At 39.3% G+C, this 16,515-nt stretch carries 19 protein-coding genes and 1 other RNA gene; 8 read left to right on the top strand and 12 right to left on the bottom strand.

The features are described 5' to 3' along the window. Positions 1–16: 16 nt before the first annotated feature. A complete protein-coding gene (locus C8P64_RS06810) occupies positions 17–838 on the bottom strand; it encodes a M48 family metallopeptidase (RefSeq protein WP_108171334.1) in 822 nt (273 codons plus the stop codon). A gap of 189 nt (positions 839–1,027) precedes the next feature. Between C8P64_RS06810 and C8P64_RS06805 the strand changes: the two genes are divergently transcribed. The 5 genes from C8P64_RS06805 (at position 1,028) to lpdA (ending at position 4,915) form a co-directional block, all read left to right on the top strand. Then, positions 1,028–1,948 (top strand): alpha/beta fold hydrolase, encoded by a 921-nt coding sequence (locus C8P64_RS06805; protein ID WP_108171333.1) that lies wholly within the window; start codon positions 1,028–1,030, stop codon positions 1,946–1,948. Further along, on the top strand, positions 1,926–2,417 hold the full coding sequence (gene msrB / locus C8P64_RS06800; RefSeq protein ID WP_108172196.1) for a peptide-methionine (R)-S-oxide reductase MsrB: 492 nt from the start codon (positions 1,926–1,928) through the stop codon (positions 2,415–2,417). Before C8P64_RS06805 ends, msrB (C8P64_RS06800) begins: the two co-directional genes overlap by 23 nt. A 1-nt stretch (position 2,418) precedes the next feature. After that, positions 2,419–2,811 carry a peptide-methionine (R)-S-oxide reductase MsrB gene (gene msrB / locus C8P64_RS06795; protein WP_108171332.1) on the top strand — a complete coding sequence of 131 codons (393 nt, stop codon included), beginning with the start codon at positions 2,419–2,421 and terminating at the stop codon, positions 2,809–2,811. 16 nt (positions 2,812–2,827) lie between these two features. Next, positions 2,828–3,367, top strand: a complete 540-nt coding sequence (locus C8P64_RS06790; protein ID WP_108171331.1) for a hypothetical protein — start codon at positions 2,828–2,830, stop codon at positions 3,365–3,367. 156 nt (positions 3,368–3,523) lie between these two features. Further along, complete coding sequence (lpdA, locus tag C8P64_RS06785; protein WP_108171330.1) at positions 3,524–4,915, top strand: dihydrolipoyl dehydrogenase; 1,392 nt, start codon at positions 3,524–3,526, stop codon at positions 4,913–4,915. 67 nt (positions 4,916–4,982) lie between these two features. On the opposite strand, the gene C8P64_RS06780 is transcribed toward lpdA, so the two are convergent. The 6 genes from C8P64_RS06780 to C8P64_RS06755 form a co-directional block, all read right to left on the bottom strand. After that, on the bottom strand, positions 4,983–5,450 hold the full coding sequence (locus tag C8P64_RS06780) for a hypothetical protein (protein ID WP_108171329.1): 468 nt from the start codon (positions 5,448–5,450) through the stop codon (positions 4,983–4,985). 106 nt (positions 5,451–5,556) lie between these two features. Next, positions 5,557–6,282 (bottom strand): Dph6-related ATP pyrophosphatase, encoded by a 726-nt coding sequence (locus tag C8P64_RS06775; RefSeq protein ID WP_108171328.1) that lies wholly within the window; start codon positions 6,280–6,282, stop codon positions 5,557–5,559. Beyond that, positions 6,275–6,703 (bottom strand): type II 3-dehydroquinate dehydratase, encoded by a 429-nt coding sequence (gene aroQ / locus C8P64_RS06770; RefSeq protein WP_108171327.1) that lies wholly within the window; start codon positions 6,701–6,703, stop codon positions 6,275–6,277. The genes C8P64_RS06775 and aroQ overlap by 8 nt, the downstream gene beginning before the upstream one ends. 56 nt (positions 6,704–6,759) lie before the next feature. Beyond that, on the bottom strand, positions 6,760–7,290 hold the full coding sequence (locus C8P64_RS06765; protein ID WP_108171326.1) for a hypothetical protein: 531 nt from the start codon (positions 7,288–7,290) through the stop codon (positions 6,760–6,762). A gap of 132 nt (positions 7,291–7,422) precedes the next feature. Continuing rightward, a complete protein-coding gene (locus C8P64_RS06760; RefSeq protein WP_108171325.1) occupies positions 7,423–7,995 on the bottom strand; it encodes an outer membrane beta-barrel protein in 573 nt (190 codons plus the stop codon). Positions 7,996–8,136: 141 nt separating this feature from the next. Further along, positions 8,137–8,742, bottom strand: a complete 606-nt coding sequence (locus C8P64_RS06755) for a porin family protein (protein WP_108171324.1) — start codon at positions 8,740–8,742, stop codon at positions 8,137–8,139. Positions 8,743–8,855: 113 nt separating this feature from the next. On the opposite strand from C8P64_RS06755, the gene xerD reads away from it, so the two are divergent. Both xerD and C8P64_RS06745 read left to right on the top strand, forming a co-directional pair. Beyond that, positions 8,856–9,752: a site-specific tyrosine recombinase XerD gene (gene xerD, locus C8P64_RS06750; protein WP_108171323.1), complete on the top strand. Its 897-nt coding sequence runs from the start codon at positions 8,856–8,858 to the stop codon at positions 9,750–9,752. Between the two features lie 77 nt (positions 9,753–9,829). After that, a complete protein-coding gene (locus tag C8P64_RS06745; RefSeq protein ID WP_108171322.1) occupies positions 9,830–10,777 on the top strand; it encodes an aldo/keto reductase in 948 nt (315 codons plus the stop codon). A 152-nt stretch (positions 10,778–10,929) separates the two neighbouring features. Here the strand turns inward: C8P64_RS06745 and rny are convergent, their stop codons facing one another. From rny to C8P64_RS06725, 4 genes are all read right to left on the bottom strand, one after another. Further along, complete coding sequence (gene rny / locus C8P64_RS06740) at positions 10,930–12,492, bottom strand: ribonuclease Y (protein WP_108171321.1); 1,563 nt, start codon at positions 12,490–12,492, stop codon at positions 10,930–10,932. A gap of 53 nt (positions 12,493–12,545) precedes the next feature. Continuing rightward, a non-coding RNA gene (gene ssrS / locus C8P64_RS06735) (6S RNA) lies at positions 12,546–12,662 on the bottom strand. A 50-nt stretch (positions 12,663–12,712) separates the two neighbouring features. Continuing rightward, positions 12,713–13,006 carry a cell division protein ZapA gene (locus C8P64_RS06730; RefSeq protein WP_108172195.1) on the bottom strand — a complete coding sequence of 98 codons (294 nt, stop codon included), beginning with the start codon at positions 13,004–13,006 and terminating at the stop codon, positions 12,713–12,715. Between the two features lie 9 nt (positions 13,007–13,015). Next, positions 13,016–13,306 (bottom strand): hypothetical protein, encoded by a 291-nt coding sequence (locus tag C8P64_RS06725; RefSeq protein ID WP_108171320.1) that lies wholly within the window; start codon positions 13,304–13,306, stop codon positions 13,016–13,018. A 184-nt stretch (positions 13,307–13,490) separates the two neighbouring features. Here C8P64_RS06725 and C8P64_RS06720 point away from each other — a divergent pair, with 184 nt between their 5' ends. Continuing rightward, the gene (locus C8P64_RS06720; RefSeq protein ID WP_108171319.1) at positions 13,491–15,179 is read left to right on the top strand and encodes a M23 family metallopeptidase; all 1,689 of its coding nucleotides are present in this window, start codon (positions 13,491–13,493) and stop codon (positions 15,177–15,179) included. A 155-nt stretch (positions 15,180–15,334) separates the two neighbouring features. Here C8P64_RS06720 and C8P64_RS06715 read toward each other — a convergent pair whose 3' ends face one another. After that, entirely contained in the window at positions 15,335–16,483 is a 1,149-nt protein-coding gene (locus tag C8P64_RS06715) for a cysteine desulfurase family protein (RefSeq protein WP_108171318.1), read from the bottom strand. Positions 16,484–16,515: the final 32 nt, after the last annotated feature.

Genomic DNA, 16,515 nt, shown 5'->3' with positions numbered 1-16,515 from the left:
TTATTTTTAGTTTATCTTATTTAAAATTAGTCACTCCGTATTTACGAGCTTCTTCAATCGCCTCAGGAGCCCACTGGGTTAGATTATTAATTCGGCTTTGAGTAGAAGGGTGAGTACTTAGGAATTCTGGCGGAGCCTGTCCATTGCTATTCTCCTGCATTCTTTTCCAAAGTTCTGGCGCTTCTCTTGGATCATAACCCGCAATAGCCATAAGGGTTAAACCTATTCTATCTGCTTCAGCCTCATGACTTCTACTAAACGGAAGCATCACTCCTACCGTAGTACCAAGACCATAAGCCTGTGCAAAGATCTGTTGTGTACTTCTACTTTCTCCACTAACTGCTACAGATCCAGCCACTGCTCCAAGTTGCTGTAATTGGGCAGCACTCATTCTTTGTGCACCGTGATCTGCAAGAGCATGCGCGATCTCGTGAGCCATAACTGTGGCTAAACCGGTTTTGGTTTGTGCCACATCTATAATTCCTGTGTAGATCACTACCTTACCTCCAGGCATAGCGAAGGCGTTTGCCTGCTCATCTTTTACCAGGTTAAATTCCCAACGGAAATCATTCATAAATCCCTGGTAACCGTTAGCATTAAGAAATCTTTCGGCAGCATTTACAATATCCTGCCCTAAATTTTGAACCATTCTCGCTTCCTCTGTGCCTCTAACTACTTCAGCCTCATTTAAAAACTGGTTATACTGTTCAAATGACGCTGGAAACAACTGGTCATTAGAAACAAAGTTAAGATTACTTTCTCCTGTAAAAGGATTGGTTTTACAAGACACTACCAACAGCAGCGCCATTAACCCTAAGAAGGTATTTTTAAATTTCATGATTTTTGGTTTTTAGGTGCTTAAAAGTACAAAAGCCGCAATATGGCTTATGATGGTTTAAGTATGATTTAACACTAATTAGACTTCCAAAAACAATACCAATGTTGATATTTGCAGTAATAACAAGGCTTTAGAAGGGAATAATAAAGTATGTTATTGTTTTTATAATAAATTGAAGGATTCTTAAATATGACTAAAAAAAAGAAGGACAATACCCCGGTTCAGAGGCTTCTGATACCATCATACATATTAGTAATTACCAGGATACTAACTATTATTTCTCCATTCCTGGCCAGCAGGTTCGCTGCGAAATTATTCCTGAGTCCGTTTAAATATAAATTACCGGAAAGGGAAAAAGAAATGGACAGGAACTCGGTTCAAAAAACAGTGATGGTTCCCTCTATGAACAGAGAAATAAGGACCTATGAATATGGAAAAAGCGACAAAAAAGTATTACTCGCACATGGATGGAGCGGTCGTGGGACACAGTTAGCCAAGATCGCTGAAGCCCTGTTAGAACAGGGATACATGTGTGTTAGCTTCGATGCCCCCGCTCATGGAAAGTTGGATGGCAAAATGAGTATGATGCCATTCTTTATCAAGGCAATTCATTACATGGATGAACATTATGGCCCTTTTGATGCTGTAATAGGTCACTCCCTGGGTGGCATGTCTTCCCTACGGGCAATAAGACAGGGTTTACAAACCGATAAACTGGTCATCATAGGTACCGCAAACAAAGTTTCAGAGATCACCAGGCATTTCGCCCAGACCATGAAGATGAATGATAAGGTGGCCAGAAAAATGAAGGCCTATCTCGATGAGAGGTTCAATGAAGATATGGATGTATTATCTGGCGGTGAATCTGCTAAATATGTAAAAGTTCCCACACTGGTGATACATGATGAGAAGGATGTTGATGTTCCCGTGAATTCCGCTTACGAGATCCATGAAGAACTGGAAAACAGTGAATTAATGATAACCTCAGACCTGGGACACCGCCGTATTTTAGGGAATCAAAAAGTAATTAACAAAATCACAACTTTTATCGCGGCACAATCTTTGTATTTTTATGAAAAAGATTACCATGAAAAAGATTCTAATTTTTAGCCTACTTGCCACTTTCCTTATAAGTTGCAACGGAAATGCCCAAAAGGACTCAGATGAAAATTCTTCAAAAAAATATGAGGTCACAAAATCTGAAGAGCAATGGAAGCAGGAGTTAACCAGTCAGGAATTCGCTGTTCTTAGAAAAGCAGCTACCGAAACACCCTTTACCAGTGATCTACTGGATATCAAGAAACCCGGAACTTTTGTTTGTGCTGCCTGCGGAAATGAACTCTATAAAACCAAACATAAATTTGAAAGCGGTACCGGCTGGCCAAGTTTCGACAGAGCCATTGATGGCGGTGTAGCTTACGGAAGTGATTCAAAACTGGGTTACCAAAGAGATGAAGTACATTGCGCAAGATGTGGAGGTCACTTAGGCCACGTATTCAATGATGGTCCTAGAGAAACTACCGGAAAGCGCCATTGTATCAACGGTGTTGCCATGGATTTTAAACCAGATTCAGAATAAGATGAAAAAATATAAAATAGAAAAGACCGAAGAAGAATGGAAAAAAGAACTTTCTCCAGAGCAATACAGGGTACTTAGGCAAAAAGGTACCGAGGCTCCGCATACGGGAAAGTACAATCTTCATTTTGATAAGGGAGAATATAAATGCGCCGCTTGCGGTGAAAAGCTTTTTGAAAGTGACGCTAAATTTGAAAGCGGTTGCGGATGGCCAAGTTTTGATGATGCCATCGAGGGAAAGGTTGAATATATACAGGACCGCACATTTGGGATGATACGTACCGAGATCCTTTGTGCCAGTTGCGGAAGCCATCTTGGCCACGTTTTTGATGATGGTCCTACAGAGACTGGCCAGCGTTACTGCGTAAACTCGGCCAGTATAGAATTTAATAAATAACTAAAACCGATAAATCATGAAAAAACTATTATCACTTATAGTATTAACCAGTCTGTTCTTTGTTGCATGTTCAGATGGAGATCCAGGACCTCCGGGACCACAGGGACCTCCTGGTGAAGATGGCCTGGATGGATTAGGATACACTTTTGAACGTACCGTAGATCTTGAGTATTTATCTGATGTAAACTATTATTCGCAGCTTATAGATATTCCTGCTGCGGTAGATACCTTTGAACCGGAGTCTGACGCTGTACTAGTTTACCGCTTGGAACTGCTGGATGCTGAAGGTGGAGGAACCATAGATTCATGGAGTCTTATCCCGCAGAATTTCTTTTTAGAGCAAGGTACTATCCAGTATGTATACAATCATACCGTAGCCGATGTTGAAATAATCATCGACGGTAACTTCGATCTTAGTGGTCTTAGCAGTCAGTTTACAGATGACCAGACCTTCAGGATCGTTGTATTGCCTTCTGCTACTTTTCAGGCGAATGCCGATGTAGATTTCTCTAATTTCGAGCAGGTGAAAGACAGGTTCAATTTATCTGTAGAATAAGATCCTGAATAAAGAGATTTCAATAAAATATATCAAAAAGTCCGTCATTTTCATGGCGGACTTTTTTATTGCCCATATCCCATTCTTCGCACTTTCAGTTTAGGGTTTAATTCCTTAAATTCGCAAACTCTATAACAGATTCAAAATATTCCGAATATGAGTAAATATGATATTATAGTTTTAGGTAGTGGCCCGGGAGGTTATGTAACTGCGATCCGCGCTTCTCAATTAGGTTTTAAGACCGCTATTGTAGAAAAAGAAAGCCTTGGAGGTGTTTGCCTTAACTGGGGATGTATCCCAACTAAAGCGCTTTTAAAGAGTGCCGAGGTTTTTGATTACCTGAAACATGCTGAAGATTATGGTTTAAAGCTTGAAAAAGCTGATAAGGATTTCGGAGCTGTAGTCAAAAGAAGCCGTGATGTTGCCAATGGAATGAGCAAAGGTGTTCAGTTCCTTATGAAAAAGAACAAGATCGATGTTCTGGAAGGCTTCGGAAAATTGAAATCTGGAAAGAAAGTAGAAGTTACAGATTCAAAAGACAAGAAAACAGAATACCAGGCAGATAATATCATTATTGCTACCGGTGCAAGATCTAGAGAATTGCCAAATCTTAAACAGGATGGTAAGACCGTGATTGGTTACCGTGAAGCTATGACTCTTGAGAAGCAGCCAAAATCTATGATCGTGGTTGGTTCAGGAGCTATAGGAGTTGAGTTCGCTCATTTCTACAACGCTATGGGAACAGAGGTGACTGTAGTAGAATTTCTTCCGAATGTAGTGCCGTTAGAGGATGAAGAGGTTTCAAAACAATTTGAAAGAAGCATCAAGAAAGCCGGTATTAAGGTAATGACCAATTCTTCTGTAGAAAGCGTAGAGAAGAAAAATGGAAAAGTGATCGCTACGGTTAAGACCAAGAAAGGCGAAGAAAAACTTGAAGCAGATGTAGTACTTTCTGCAGTAGGTATCAAAACAAATATTGAAAATATTGGTCTGGAAGATCTTGGGATCAAGACCGAAAAAGATAAGATCCTGGTTAACGATTTCTATCAAACCAATGTATCTGGAATTTATGCGATTGGTGATGTGGTTCAAGGTCCTGCCCTGGCTCACGTTGCTTCAGCTGAAGGTATACTTTGTGTTGAAAAGATCAAGGGAATGGATGTGCAGCCATTAGATTATGGTAATATTCCTGGATGTACCTATGCTACTCCAGAGATCGCATCGGTTGGAATGACCGAGAAACAAGCTAAAGAAGCTGGTTACGAACTGAAGATCGGGAAATTCCCATTCTCAGCTTCTGGAAAAGCCAGTGCTTCTGGAAAGAAGGATGGCTTCGTAAAAGTGATCTTCGATGCTAAATACGGAGAGTGGTTAGGTTGCCATATGATTGGTGCCGGAGTAACCGATATGATCGCTGAGGCTGTGTTAGGTAGAAAACTCGAAACTACCGGTCACGAAGTATTAAAAGCGGTTCACCCTCACCCAACTATGAGTGAGGCTGTAATGGAAGCTGTAGCCGACGCTTATGATGAAGTAATTCACTTATAAGAACAGGCCTTAGATAAAATTAAAAATCCTGAAGTTAATCACTTCAGGATTTTTTTTTGTCCTAACATCATTGCTTTACCGCCTCGATAAGATCCATTTCTCCAAGGATCGCTGCTCTTATTTCACTGAGCAGATAATGCTCTATCTGGTAAAATTGCGCTGCAGGCACCGAGCCAACCTCATTTTTTATCTTTTTGTAATATTTATTGATGAGCTTATCTGTTTTCATAGAAAGGTCCATAGACTCCTTAATAAGATTATCTACGTCCTCATTGCTCATACTTTCATAATTCTCGGCATACTTCTCCAGCAGGTCTATCCTGTTTTTACCAAGATCTTTTCTTTCAAGCTCGTACTGGTCATAAAGTTTCCAGAACGAATCTGCATTTTCATCTGGATCAAGCATCTCTTCAATGGCGGCTCTTTTCTCCATTCCGAAAATGGATTGAATATATTCCACTTCATCGGCCGAAAGCTGAGCGAATCCGTTTAAACTGAAAAGCAGCACTAAAGCTAGTAATAGAATCTTTTTCATATCGATTAATATTTAGATGATTAAGTCATCTAAAATATTAATTATCAGCAAGATAGATTCAATAAAACTGAAAAATTTAAAGTGTATTTATCTGAAAAACAGAATTTTATACAGGAATAAGGTCACAGAAGCAGAATTCAGTATCCCAGGCATCCTCGTCATCCTGGAAACAATTATCCTCTTTATCTTTTGCCGGTTTATAGGACCTGTTGATCTTCTCTCCTACTTCAAAAGCAACCTGGGTATTAAATATTGGTCCGTCGAAAACAAAGGTGTGAAACTCCCCATTTTCACCACAGGGATCAACATTTTCTGGCAGGTCATTAACGAATTGATGATCTAGGACTCTTCCGCAGAAAGAATCATCCAGGTATTTCGAATTCGTACAGACCACGATCGCCTTAAAGCCAAGATCTATGAATTCTTTAATCAATTCTCTGGTATCCTTTTTCCATAATGGAAATATGGCTTTAATACCGACCGATTTCAATTGGTCTTCCCTGTATTTTTTAAGGTCTTCCAGGAAAATATCGCCAAAAATGCTATGCGTGAAACCTTCAGAAATAAGGTTATCTGTTGCTTCCTTCATTTTCTGGTTATAGTCCTCCATACTGGTTTCCGCGCTCAATTCAGAGATCTGCAGAGGCAGACCTAAAGACTCAGTCTGCTTCAAAAGAAGTTCATTGCGAACCCCATGCATAGTCACCCTGTCTACGTCCTTATTTATGGTGGTAAGTAACTTTTCTACTTTATAATCTTCCTGATTTTGCGCATAATAAAGCGACATAGCAGAGTCTTTACCACTGCTCCAGTTGAGATATGCCCTATTCATCTTCGTCCCTTAAAAAACTCTGTATGGCCAGATCATAGCTTTGCAACCCAAAACCAACAATGATCCCTTTAGCATTAGGTGAGATAAAAGACTTATGCCTGAAATCTTCCCTGGAAAAAGTATTGGAAATATGAACCTCTACCACCGGGATATCTATTGCAGCTACTGCGTCTCCTATTCCAACCGAAGTATGGGTATAGGCCGCTGCATTTAAAATGATACCATCAAAATCCTTCCGGGCATTCTGGATCTTATCGATCAATTCACCTTCGATATTGGTTTGATCATAAGACAATTCTACATTCCTGAACTTGAATTGCAGGTCGGCAAAGTGATCTTCAAAACTTCGGTTACCGTACTTCTCCGGTTCCCGGGTACCTAAAAGATTAAGGTTTGGCCCATTTAGTATAAGTAGCTTCATATTGTAAAAGTAGCAAAATGAAAATATTCAGAAGATATTATACCGAAATGAATGATCTAAAATTTGGTTTTGATACCTAAGCTTATTGGTTGCATGGGTGTTAATTGAACCGGTTGAAAAGCCTCTCCAGTAGAATAGCTTTTAAAGCTTTGGAATGTCCTTCCCTCGATCTGGGTATTTTTGGATAGATTATATCCCACTCCAACATTGAATCCAAAATAATATGATCTTTCTCCGCTGTATTCCATATACATGGTAGACTGCAATCCACCAGTAATATAAACATCAGATTCCCCGATATAATATTTTAAGGTATAACCAGAACCATATGCCTGTAAGAATGGCGAATCAAAAATTATGTGTTCCGGTCGCAGAAATAATCCCGGGAGCAAATTTGCCAGATCATATTCACCGTCTATCAATAAACCACCTTCCTGTAGCATTCCCCTGGTGAACTTAAGAGAAGAGCTATCGTATTTTAAAAAATTATTCGGAGAATAGAGTATGCTATTATTAAATTCTGTTTGCTGGGAATATCCAATTGCAACTGCAGAAATAAAAAGAAAAAGAGTGAGCTTAAATCTCATATACCCGATTTTCAATTAAGGTATAAAACAATCTGTTTTTCAGCCTGTTATTTTAAATTTAATTAACGGTTAGGGTTAAGAAATGTAGAGGAGTTGAATGAAAAAAGCGGGAACTCACCCGCTTTTTTTTATCTAGAATTTAAACTTAATCCCTAATCTAACATTATTATATCCTCCTTTATACGAATTCCCATTATCGTGTTTAAACCTGTTCGTAGTTTCTAAAGAATAACTACTATAAATAGATAACCTGTCATTTATTTCATACTCTAGTCCAAAAATAGCATTGAGTCCAGCACGGTTTCCCTTATTACCATTGGAAATATCTGGTGCACTACTTAAATAATTTAATTCCAAACCACCCAAAGCGTGAAAATTAGAGTTAAATAAGCGATACTTAAGTGATGAGGATAGTAAATATCTATGAGAGTTATCAAGTTTGGCGACTAACAATTCTGAATTAAAACCAAAGTTTTCGTTGATCTCGGTGTCAAATGTTAAACCTAAAAACAAACCTCCACCCTCATATTTTCCAACATTATAATCTTCATTTAATAATATAGGATCTTTCAATTTGAAATTGGATTCAATTACTCCGGCAGTAAATCCAAATTTTGAAGGTTTACTCTCCTTTGATTCTTCCTGGGCCTGGGCACAAAATGATAGCATTGCAAAGACTGCAATTAAACTGATTTTTTTAAACATGTTTAATTTTTAATTATAGGTTAATATGGGTATTGGCAAGTAAGAACGGTAAGATTGGAGGAATATTATTACTAACGCTTAAAAATAAAAAAAGCGAAGACCTGGTCTTCGCTTTTTCATCTTCATAGGTATTTAGGATCTCTAGAACTGGAAACCAACTCCTAACTGAAATCCGTTATTTTTGATAGCATCATCATCGAAACTATCGCTATCGAATGCATCGGTAAAACCCTGCACATATCTTCCATTCACAAAGAAACCATTGTTGAATTTATAAGAAGCACCAAAAGCTCCTCCAAATTCGAAAGTACTGGCTAATTCAGAATCTGCTTCAAGATCAAGTGCATCACTTTCATAGCTATATTCTTCATCTACCAAAAAGTTAAAAGAAGGTCCCGCTTCAAGAGCCAATCCATCGATCAGGTAAAATTTTGCAACAAGTGGCACCTGTATATAATCCAATTGGTACTCTCCTTTTAGATTTTCTCCTAAATATCTTCTTGTCGCTTCAGTTCCCTGGGTAGAATACAATACCTCTGGCTGAACAGAAAAACGGTCACTTACCGGGATCTCTGCCAGTACTCCCAAATGAAATCCTGTTCTACTATTATTATCCTCGAACCCGTCTGAAGTCATATTAGTGAAGTTCACTCCACCTTTAACTCCAAAATTCCAATACTCCTGTGCGCTTGAAGAAGTGCTTACTCCAACGATCGCCATTACTACTAATAAAAACGTCTTTTTCATTTTCTTTATTTTTAAATTCTGGGATCAAAAGTAGGTTTCATCCTGTTAACAAAATGTTAGCCTAGGCTAAAGTATTATTAAGACTGAAAGTCAGAAAATTTTATCTTTAACACATGAAATGGCAGAATGCGTTACAGGATTACCGGCACTATTTGAAGCTTGAACGCGGACTTTCAGCAAATTCCATTGAAAATTACAGCCTGGACCTGCTAAAACTTATCACTTATCTTGATGTTAACGAGATCCAGATAAGTCCGCTCAAAATATCCGATAAAACCATCCAGGAATTCATTTATAGCGCTTCGAAAGATCTCAACGCGAGATCACAATCAAGACTAATTTCGGGCTTACGGAGTTTCTTTAGCTACCTGGTTTTTGAGGATTACCGAAAGGATAATCCGTTAGACCTGATGGAATCTCCTAAAATAGGTAGAAAACTGCCCGACACTATTTCTATAGACGAAGTAGACCGAATCATTGCCGCGGTAGATCTTAGCAAGAACGAAGGAGAAAGAAACCGGGCGATCATTGAAACTTTATATGGCTGCGGATTGCGAGTTTCAGAACTCCTCGATCTTAAACTATCTGATCTTTTCTTTGAAGAAGGTTTTATTAAGGTGACCGGAAAAGGCGATAAACAGCGTTTCGTACCTATATCAGAATACACCATAAAATTCATTAATATCTATAAGGACGAAGTAAGAGTGCACCAGGACATAAAACCTGAAGCAACCGACACCTTATTTTTAAACCGAAGAGGAAACAGGCTCACCAGAGCCATGATCTTCACTATTGTAAGAAGATTAACGGAAGCTGCCGGGATCAAAAGGAAAGTGAGCCCGCATACTTTTCGGCACTCATTCGCTACCCACCTATTGGAGAATGGAGCCGATCTAAGAGCGATTCAGCAGATGTTAGGGCACGAGAGCATTACTACTACCGAAGTCTATGTACATGTAGACAGATCGCATCTAAGAGATGTTATGGAAACCTTTCACCCAAGGAAGTAGATATTAAAGTTCTGCTAAACCATTCTGATTTTTTTCTGTAGAAGGGCAATCTTATTAACTTCATAAAAAATCAAATTATGAAGAAACTAAAATTCAAGAATGGTGACGAGATGGATGCTATTGGTCTCGGTACCTGGAAATCTGAAAAAGGAGAAGTCACTAAAGCAGTAAAAATAGCCCTTAACAATGGGTATAAACATATAGATTGCGCGGCCACCTATGGCAATGAAGCAGAGGTTGGTGAAGCATTTAAAGAGGTATTTGGGAAAGGAGAAATAAAAAGAGAAGACGTTTGGGTAACCTCAAAACTATGGAACAACGCCCACAAGAAAGAAGATGTGATCCCGGCTCTGAAACAAACTCTTAAAGATCTGCAGTTAGATTATCTTGATCTTTACCTTATTCACTGGCCGGTGGCTTTTAAACCAGATGTAGGATTTCCAGAAAAGGCAGAGGATTTCTTATCCCTGGAAGAAGTTCCATTGATCGAAACCTGGAATGAAATGGTGAAAGCCAAGGAACAGGGACTGGTTAAACATATTGGAGTTTCTAATTTCAGTATTGAAAAGCTGGAGGAACTTATGGCAGATACAGACCATACTCCAGAAATGAACCAGGTAGAGCTTCACCCCTATTTACAACAGAACAAACTGTTGGAATTTTGCAGCAAGCATGGTATTAATGTGACCGCGTACTCGCCATTAGGAAGTGGAGACCGTCCGGAAGCTATGAAAGCGGCAGATGAACCTTCATTACTGGAAAATCCGGTTATTAACAAGATCGCGAAAAAGCACGGAGCTTCTCCAGGCCAGATTCTTATTAAATGGAGTGAGCAAAGGGGAACGGCGGTTATTCCTAAATCAACTAACGAGAAACGTATCAAGGAAAATATCATGAGTGCCGGTTACCAGCTGGACGAAGATGATATGAAAGAGATCGCAGATCTGGATTATCATTTCAGGTATGTGAACGGGAAATTCTTCGAGATGGAAGGAAATTCTTATGAGAACATTTACAATGATTAATTGATCATCTAATTCGCTTGTCATTTCGACCATAGGGAGAAATCTCTGAATATCGATTTTAATCGGAATGAAATACCTAAAGAAGGTTGATCTTTAAAACAAAAAAAGGCCGTTCAAAATTGAACGGCCTTTTTCATTAATTCTAACAATTTCTATTTAGCGACATTCACCGCTCTGGTCTCACGTATTACCGTGATCTTAACCTGACCTGGATAGGTCATATCTGTTTGTATCTTCTGAGAGATCTCAAATGACAGGTTTGCTGCTTTTTCATCTGAAACCTTTTCGCTTTCAACGATCACTCTCAATTCTCTACCTGCCTGGATTGCGTAAGCTTTCTTAACCCCGCCAAATCCAAAAGCGATATCTTCAAGATCTTTCAATCTCTGGATATAAGAATCAAGTACCTGTCTTCTTGCTCCTGGTCTTGCTCCACTAATGGCATCACAAACCTGAACGATAGGAGACAATAAAGAATTCATTTCGATCTCATCGTGGTGAGCTCCAATGGCATTACAAACCTCTGGTTTTTCACCATGCTTCTCAGCCCATTGCATCCCAAGGATCGCGTGAGGCACTTCTGTTTCGGTTTCCGGAACTTTACCAATATCATGCAGTAATCCGGCACGTTTGGCAAGTTTAGGGTTTAAACCTAGTTCTGCAGCCATCACCCCACAAAGTTTAGCAACCTCTCTCGAGTGTTGCAGAAGGTTCTGCCCGTAAGAAGAACGATACTTCATTCTACCTACCATCTTGATCAATTCTGGCTGTAAACCATGGATCCCAAGATCTATCACCGTTCTCTTACCTATATCGATAATTTCTTCTTCGATCTGTTTCCTGGTCTTTTTCACCACTTCCTCGATACGGGCAGGGTGAATACGACCGTCAGTAACTAGTTTATGCAGAGATAATCTCGCCACCTCTCTTCTTACCGAGTCAAAACAGCTAAGAATGATTGCTTCTGGAGTATCATCTACAATGATCTCTACACCGGTTGCTGCTTCCAGCGCACGAATGTTTCTACCTTCACGACCAATAATTCTACCTTTTACATCATCACTTTCCAGGTTGAATACCGAAACGCAATTCTCAATTGCCTCTTCTGTCCCAATTCTCTGAATGGTATTGATGATGATCTTTCTCGCTTCCTGTTGTGCTGTAAGTTTAGCCTCTTCTACCGTATCCTGAATAATGGACATGGCATCTGCCTTCGCCGTATCTTTTAAAGATTCTACAAGCTGAGCTTTTGCATCTTCAGCAGAAAGACCAGAGATCACCTCCAGTTGCTGTACTTTACTGTTATGAAGCTTGTCTATTTCTTCCTGTTTCTTTTCAAGGTATTCAATTCTGTGATTATAATCTGCTACCTTTTCCTCAAGATCCTTATTCAGTTTCTTGTTCTTTCCCAGTTCATTAGAAACATGAGACTCTTTGTCTTTTATTCTCTTTTCGGCATCACTGATCTTTTTGTCTCTTGAAAGAATTACTTTCTCATGTTCAGACTTAAGTTCAATGAACTTTTCCTTTGCCTGAAGGATCTTATCCTTTTTAATACTTTCACCTTCCGCCTTAGCCTCTTTTAAAATGCTTGCAGCTTCCTTTTTCGCGCTGGCGATGGTATTGGAGGCCTGCTTCTTTTCAAGAGTTTTTGCAATCGCAAAGCCCAGTGCCAGACCTACGACTGCGGCAATGATTATAATTAGTATGTCCATTCGCTTCTATTTAGATATATATAAAAAAAGCCTGTATTAGATGGGTTTTGTTTAAACTCCTTTAAATCAAGTTTAGGGTTAACAAGTTGATCAAGAATCCGCTCTCCCATAAGGGACACGGCACGCTTTTACAACCTAGACTCACCCTTTTTAAAAGAATCGTGTTGAGTTTATCAAAAAAGCACTAATACAGGCAGTAACCTTATTTTATTTAAAGAACTTAAGAGGTTAAATGCTGCTGCAGCAATTCGTTAAGTGACCTTAACTTCTCTTCTGCTTCAATCATTTCGCTCGAATTATCAATATTTTTCTGTTCGGTCTGGGCGGCGAACTGCAATGCACACATTGCCAGAACATCCTGCTTATCCCTCACAGCATAGCTTTGCTCAAATTGTTTGATCATCGCCTCGATCTTTTTTGCCGCTTTCCTTAAACCTTCTTCCTGGCTAGGCTGAATAGTTAGCGGATATACGCGGTCTGCAATCGATATTTTGATCTTCAGTTTATCTTCCATCATTTTCCATTATTCTGACAACTGAACTATGCACTGATCGATCTCTCTGATCAGACTGTTTATTTTGAGCTTTGTTTCTCTTTTATGGTCGGTACTGCCAAGCATCGCGTTCGCAGCTTTTAAGGACTGAATCTGTTCTTTGGAAGTTTCTAAATCTCCTTCCAGTTTTCCATATTCAGCTTTTACAGAGGCCAATTCCTGCTGAAGAGATTCATTCGCCTGCTTCATAACATCATATTTATGAAGGAGCTTGCTGATTCTATTCTCAAGGTTATCAACTATTTCTGTAATTTCACTCATAAGCGCTAAAACCGATGTGAACCCCTACAAAGTTAACATACGGTTTGAAATATCCCAATACTTTTTCAGCTGTTTTAAAATAATAATTAACAATACCGATAATTCTCTGTAATCAAGCTGTTTAATTTTGACATAACTTTGATTAACTTTACCCCAGGTTTTAATTGAATTTACCCCCAGATTTATGAAGAGAGCAACAAGCCTGCTATTTTTAGTATTATTTTCTACATTACAAGCACAGAACGGCCTTCCGCAAGATTATTTTCAGAATCCTCTTGATGTTCCCATCGTCCTTGCCGGAACTTTTGGTGAACTAAGGTCCAATCATTTCCATAGTGGTTTAGATATCAAAACCCAGCAAAGAGAAGGGCTGGAAGTAAAAGCAGCGGCTGAAGGTTATATCAGCAGGATCAATATTCAGCATTATGGCTACGGAAAAGCTTTATACGTTCAGCATCCTAACGGATACACTACTGTTTATGGCCATTTACAGAAGTTAGCACCGAAATTCAAAGAATACCTTAGAAAACATCAATATCAGAAAGAATCTTACGAGATCGAGTTATTTCCGGAACCGGGAGAACTTAAGGTTGAAAAAGGTGAACTCATCGCCTATAGCGGAAATACCGGAGGCAGCGGCGGACCCCATCTTCATTTTGAGATCCGCGACGGAAGCCAGCGCCCAATGAACGCGCAGATGTTCGGCCTTGATGTTGCCGATTCCAGGGAGCCACTTATACAGGGTTTATTCGCTTATCCATTGGGTGACGATGCTCATGTGAACAATTCCCAGGCACGGCAGAAATTGAGATTGATCCCTCAAAATGACGGAACTTACACCACCAGCGAAGTTGAAGCTTGTGGTGAAATAGGCTTTGGTATATCCACTGTAGATCAGCAAGATATGGCTTACAATCATAACGGAGTTTTTAAGATCGAAGCCAATTTAAATGGCGACAAGGTATTCGAAATAAATTTCGATAAGTTCTCATTTGCCGAAACCAGGCATTTGAATCAGTTAATAGATTATGAGTATTACGCCAACAACAAAAGCAGGGTACAAAAGCTTTTCAAAAACCAGGGAAATCCGCTTAGCATTTATGGAGAACTAGTAGAAGAAGGTAAACTGAATATCAAAGACAGCCTGGACTACCAATACACCATAAGAGTGACCGATTTTAAAGGAAACGAAAAAGTAGTAAGAATACCTATCAAAGGACAGATTAGCGACCAGATCAAAAAAAGAGAGGTACAGGAGACCGATTACCTGGCCAGTGCTTCCAATGGGCTTTCGGCGAAAGGACATACCATGGATGTTTATATTCCTGAAGGCAGTCTTTATGAAGACGCTTATTTAGATATTAATTTTTCTGAAAATATGGTAGAGGTACATCGTGATGAAATCCCTCTGCATAAGAATTTCACCGTAGGTTTCGATGTAAGCGAATATCCGGCTGAAGACAGGGAGCAACTATTTATTGCGAGATTATCAGATTACGGAAAGCCAATTTATTCAACTACCTACAAAAAAGGAAACAGGCTAACCACCGGCACCAGGACTTTTGGAAAATACTTTTTATCTAAAGACACGATCGCACCTAAAGTGAGTGCGGTAAATTTTTACGATGGGCAATGGGTTTCCAATAATGAGACCTTAAAGATTAAGATCTCTGATGATCTATCAGGCATTAATGCTTACAGGGCGACCGTCAACGGCAAGTTCATTTTAATGGAATACGAGTATAAGAACAATACGCTCACGCATTATTTTTCAGATAATGTGCTTACCGAAACTGAGAACGACCTGAAAGTGATCGTTACAGATAATGTTGGGAATAAAACAACCTATACAGCGAAGTTCTTTAGGAAGTAACATGTAATCCCTTTAGGTCCAACGTCATTCTGAATCTATTTCAGAATCTAAAAAAATCGCATTGAGACCCTGAAACAAGTTCAGGGTGACACTTAAAAGAATAAAAAAAGCTGAACTATCCGGTTCAGCTTTTTTCTTTTAATATATCTTCAGAATTAGTCTTCGATAAACTCTTTCAAAGTTTTAACCACGTAATCGATCTCTTCTTTAGTATTAAATCGCGAGAATGAAAATCTAAGCGATGGCTTCTTGCGATCTTCTTCAGAAAGGAACGCATTAAGCACATGAGAACCCTGTTCGCTTCCACTCTGGCAGGCACTACCTTTAGAACAGGCAATTCCTTTAAGATCCAACTGGAATAACAACATTAATGCTTTTTCCTGGCTTACCGGTAAACATACGTTGATCAAAGTATAGGTGCTATTTTCGAAATCTTCACAGGCCCCGTTAAATTTAACTCCCGGGATCTCCTTTTTAAGATTATCTATAAAATGCTTTTTAAGCGAGCTAACATATTCTTTCTCCTCCTCAAGGTTCTCATAAGCAAGTTTCAGAGATTCCTCCAAACCTACGATGTTATGAACCCCTTCGGTTCCTGCACGATGACCTCTCTCCTGCTCTCCACCAAAAATAAGTGGCTTAAGCCCGGAATTACGGCGTACAAAAGCGAATCCAACTCCCTTAGGCCCATGAAACTTGTGCGCACTAACCGCGGTGAAATCCACTGGGATCTCATTAAGATCTAAATTAAAATGACCTATGGACTGTACGGTATCTGAATGGAAAAGCGCGTTGTATGATTTAATAAGTTCAGCCGTCTTTTTAAGATCCAGCATATTACCTATTTCATTATTCACATGCATCAGGCTCACCAGGGTCTTTTTATCTGAACTTTTCAGTCGGTTTTCAAGATCATCCAGATCTACATCTCCATTACTTTTTATATTCACATATTCCACTTCAACATCAAAACATTCCTGAAGCTGATTTACCGTATAAAGTACGGCGTGATGTTCAATTTTAGAAGTAATGATCCTCTTAACTCCAAGATCACGAACGGCTGAATTTAGCGCCAGATTATCTGCCTCGGTACCACCAGAAGTGAACACGATCTCAGACGCCTTGACATTCAATATGCCCGCGACGGTTTTCCTGGCCCGTTCTATCAGAGATTTCGAAGATCTCCCATAACTATGGGTAGAAGACGGGTTACCGTAATTTTCTTTTAAAACGCTGGTCATTTTTTCGACCACTTCCTCCCTTAATTGGGTAGTAGCTGCTGAATCAAAATACACATTTTCCATAGGGCGCAAAATTAACGGAAATAAAATAATTT

This window comes from Christiangramia gaetbulicola, from assembly GCF_003054225.1.
GTDB classification, from domain to species: Bacteria; Bacteroidota; Bacteroidia; order Flavobacteriales; family Flavobacteriaceae; genus Christiangramia; species Christiangramia gaetbulicola.
This window is presented reverse-complemented; position numbering and strand designations above follow the sequence as displayed.